The sequence below is a fragment of the Protofrankia sp. Cr1 genome (genome assembly GCF_963555865.1).
Taxonomy (GTDB): domain Bacteria; phylum Actinomycetota; class Actinomycetes; order Frankiales; family Frankiaceae; genus Protofrankia.
The window spans coordinates 3,458-7,752 of the sequence record NZ_CAUVXO010000267.1 but is presented as its reverse complement, the minus strand read 5'-3'; the positions used below and the strand labels follow the sequence as shown (position 1 = coordinate 7,752).

The following is a 4,295-nucleotide window of genomic DNA, read 5'->3' as shown; positions in this document are numbered from 1 at the left end:
CTGCCGGACTGGACGTTGGACTCGTCCCTGATCAGCTGGCTCGACTCGCTGGGGCGTTGACGGTGGCGCGCCGCGTAATGCGGACCACACCACGAGCTCCACCGCCCCTAGCAGCGGAAACGCCACGGCAGGGCGCATAACCCAGCCGTCCACCTAATGCCGCAGGTCGTGCATGGTCCAGTTGGTGCCCAGTAGGCCGTTCGCGCGACGCAGCACCGCCCGCAGCGCCTCGTAGTTCAACGGCACGCGACCGGGCGGGCCGCCGTCGCGGGCACGACGGCGCAGCGTCTGCCAGACCGGCGCATGGGCACCCAGTCCGCCGATCTCCTCCACGTGCAGGCGCAGCCACACGAACGCCTCCGGGCTGGCCGGCAGCCACTGCGGCGCCCGTGTCCCCTTGCGCCGGACCTGGATCAGCTGATCGCCCCAGTCCAGATCGGCACCGCGCATCCCCAGCAGCTCCCCGGCGCGAGCGCCGGTACTGACCGCCAACGCCAGGATCGCCCGGTCACGGTCCGAACGCATCGCTGTGAACAGCTGCTCCCACAACCCGTCCGGCATCGCCCGCGGCCGGCATTTCGGCGCCGGCGGGTTATACCGCAGCCGCCCCTCGGCCCGGAACGACTCCAACGGGTTGTGGTGCGCATCAGGACGCCGCCCCCGCCCCCGAGCCAGCACCACCGGATTGACCAGCGGCCCTTCACCCCGCTCGATCCAGAACACATAAAATGACCGCACGACCGCGTTCGAATGCCGAATCGTGGCCACCATATAGCTGTCGTCCTGGAACCGCTTACGGGTAATCGAGTTCACCGTTCCTGCCGTACTCGCGGAATCGGTTCGCGGCAACCGACGGCGCTTACTGGTCCGCTGCAACCACAGCACGAAATCCCGTGCCTCCGCCGGACACGCCTTCGACCATTCCACCTCCACCGCCCGCAGGAACCGCCACCAGCGCAGCAACGCAAACGCATAGCTGCGAATCGTCGTGGCCGAACATCCCTGCGCTACAAGATCACGCAGGAACCGTCGGATCGGCTCGACCGGCCGGCCCGCTTCGTCCACCACGCAGAACGGTTCGACACCAACCATCGGGACCACCCGACCCCACACCAGCGGATCGATCAGATCAATCACACGATCACAATTATCGGACATCCACACGCAGTCCTCTCACTGGGAACTGCGTGACATCTACCGACCGGCCACCACCCGCCGCCTACGACACGCTGATCGTCCGCCCGGTAGTCCGGTCAACGGTTCGCGAACGGTACGGACCCGGCGTTTTGATACCGGTACGGGAGCTGGTCGCTGAGTCTGGCCTCGGCTACCCGGACGGCTACTCGGGAGTGTCCGCCCGGCCGGCCTGGCGGACGCTAACCGAACGCGACGCCACGCTGCTCAGCCTGATCCAGGCGGCCACGTTCAGCGGGACCAGAGAGATCCGCCTGACCGAAGTGGACATCCAGGCGCTCACCATCGGCGACCACGTAGATCTTGTCCCGCCGACACGCATCGAGCTCGGGGTTACGCTCCACGCCCAGTCCCTCGCCGATATCGACCGTGGGGACTTCGAGCTCCGCGTGACTGCGGCGCCGCGCATCCCGACCAGCATGGCCGGCAGGTTCGCGCACCTACTGACATCCGAGGAGCGAGACCTGCTCGCCGCCACCTACGTGGCCGGCGAGCGTCGCGAGGGCTCGGTGACCGTCCAGATGTCCTTCCCACCGCGTCTGCCGCGCAACGAGAACGTGGTCCGGGTTCCCCCGCTCATCAGGGATGTCCTATCGCTCGGCGAGCACCCCTGCGGTCCCGGCACGATCGGTGTGGACGATCTGGCGGTGACGGCTGACGCCGCCCAGATGTACTTGGTGCAGCGATCCACCGGTCGGCGTGTGATCCCCCGGATACCGCACGCGCTGGACCTGACTGTGCGAACCCCGCCACTGGCGCGGTTCATCGCCGAGATCGCCGACGCGCGCAGCGCAGGCTTCGGGCCGTTCGACCCCGGTGCCGCGCGAACGCTGCCCTACCTGCCGCGTATCCGCTACCGGCGCACCGTGCTGGCCGCCGCCCGCTGGCTCCTTTCCCGTCACGATCTTCCCACCGCCGTAGCCGGCGATGCCTGGAAGGACCGGCTGGAAGCCTGGCGGAGACAGTGGCGAGTACCAGCTCGTGTCATCGTGTGCAATGGCGAGCTGCGGTTGCCGCTCGACCTGGCCCACCCGCTGGATCTCGGCTTGCTGCGTGCTCAGCTGGAGCGGGCCGGAAGGCTCGAAGTCCGCGAGGACGGCCCGGCCGACGGCGACGGGTGGCTCGGACGACCCGCCGAGCTGCTGATCCCCCTGCTCCTCGCCAGCCCGCCGCCGCGTCCGCTCCCGGTGACGGCCGCGCCCGGCAGGGTGCTGCGGCCCGGAGCGGCCACGCTGGTGTGCGGTCAATTCGAGGGCAGCCCGGAACGGTTTGACGACGTCCTGAGCCTTCACCTGCCCAGGCTCGCCGTCCGGCTCGGTGGGCTGGTCGAACGCTGGTGGGTGCGTCGATACCGCGACATGAGCCGCCCCTGGACTCCGCAGCATCTGGCGGTGTACCTGCGCCTCATCGATCGCGAAGCGTTCGCCCGGGTTGCCTCCGAGCTGGCGGCCTTCGCCGCCGAGCTCGACGCCCTTGGTCTGCCCGCGCAGCTCAGCCTCACCTCCTCCTACGAGCAGCCCGGCCGCTACGGTCACGGCGACGCTCTGAGTGCGGCCGAGCAGGTCTTCGCCGCCGACACCGCCGCCGCGGTCGCCCAGATCGCCATGGCCGCCACGGCGGGCGTGCCCGGCCAGGCTGTGGCCGCCGCGTCTTTGGCCCAGCTAGCCGCCGCGTTCGCCCCAGACCCAACCACCGGGTACCGGGCACTGACCAGGTGCCTGGAGCAGACGAGCGGCCCATCGGACAGGGCGGCACACGACCTCGCCTGCCAGCTGGTCGACTCCGCCGGGGACTTCACGGCGTTACGCGCCATCCCGGGTGGTGACGCGGTCGCCACCGCGTGGGCGCGGCGCGATGCCGCACTTGCCGCGTACCGCGAGATCCTCTCTGCGCAGCGCGATCCGGGCACTGTGCTGCGCACCCTGCTGCACGAGCACCATATGCGCGCACTCGGGTTAGACCCGGAACTCGAAGAACAGACCGGTCGCCTTGCCCGCGCCGCCGCGTTGCGACGCCTCGCGGTGGCGGGCCAGCCATGACGACCACGCCCGCGCTCAACCTCGAACAGGCCAGCGCACAGTCCCTCGCCAGCGGCGCCGCGGGAACCGCACTGCTCCACATCGAGAAGGCCCTGACCGGCACCGGCACCTGGGCCGCGGCGAAAGCCGCCATCGCGCGGACCGCGGCAGCTCCTGTCGACGCCGGCCCGCATACGGGCCTGTACTACGGCGCGCCGGCCCTGGCTTTTCTGCTGCACGCCGCCGGCGCAGACGGCCATCCTCGTTACCAAGCAGCTGTCCGCCTGCTCGACGAGCACGTCCACCGGATCACCCGTCAGCGTCTCGCGACCGCCTCGGCGCGGATGGAACGCGGGGACGCCGCCATGTTCGCCGAGTACGACCTGTTCTACGGCCTGACCGGCATCGGCGCGCTGCTGCTGCGCACAGCGCCTGGCAGCGACACACTCGCCGATGTGCTCCGCTACGTGATCAGCCTGGCCGGGCCGCGTGTCCTCGACGGGCTGGAAGTACCGGGCTGGTGGGTGGGCCACGACCCGGACCCGCTGCTGCCGACCCCGGGCGGACACGCGAACAACGGCATGGCGCACGGCGCGGCCGGGTTGCTCGCATTCGTCTCCTTGGCGACGCTCAAAGGCTGTGACGTAGCTGGTCAGCCCGACGCAATTGCTTATCTGTGCGGCTGGTTCGACCGGTGGCAGCAGGACTCCGCCGACGGACCGTGGTGGCCGAAGTGGATCACTCGCACCGACCTGGGCACAGGCCGTTCCAGCCAGGAAGGCCCGGAGCGGGCGTCCTGGTGTTACGGCGCCACCGGGATAGCCCGCGCCCTCCAGCTCGCCGCCCTCGCCACCGGCGACAACACCCGCCAAGCCTCGGCCGAGCACACTCTGGCCGCATGCCTGACCGGACGGGGCCTGGCCCGCGTCATCGACGCCGGGCTCTGCCACGGACTCGCGGGGGTCTACCAGACGGCGATCCGTGCCGCCGAGGGCGCTCTCAGCTCCACGATCAGCCAGCGGCTACCCGCTCTCGCCGCCTCGCTCGCCGCAGGCAGCGACGCTGGTCTGCTTACTGGTTGCG

The 4,295-nt window shown here is 70.1% G+C and carries 3 protein-coding genes; 2 read left to right on the top strand and 1 reads right to left on the bottom strand.

Annotation, left to right across the window (positions count from 1 at the left end):
• Positions 1-153 precede the first annotated feature (153 nt).
• Positions 154-1,158, bottom strand: a complete 1,005-nt coding sequence (locus U9980_RS18575) for a site-specific integrase (RefSeq protein ID WP_322769076.1) — start codon at positions 1,156-1,158, stop codon at positions 154-156.
• A gap of 29 nt (positions 1,159-1,187) precedes the next feature.
• Here U9980_RS18575 and U9980_RS18570 point away from each other — a divergent pair, with 29 nt between their 5' ends.
• Positions 1,188-3,233, top strand: a complete 2,046-nt coding sequence (locus tag U9980_RS18570) for a lantibiotic dehydratase (RefSeq protein WP_322769075.1) — start codon at positions 1,188-1,190, stop codon at positions 3,231-3,233.
• On the top strand, positions 3,230-4,295 hold a 1,066-nt coding region (locus tag U9980_RS18565), incomplete at its 3' end, for a lanthionine synthetase C family protein (protein WP_322769074.1). The genes U9980_RS18570 and U9980_RS18565, both read left to right, overlap by 4 nt.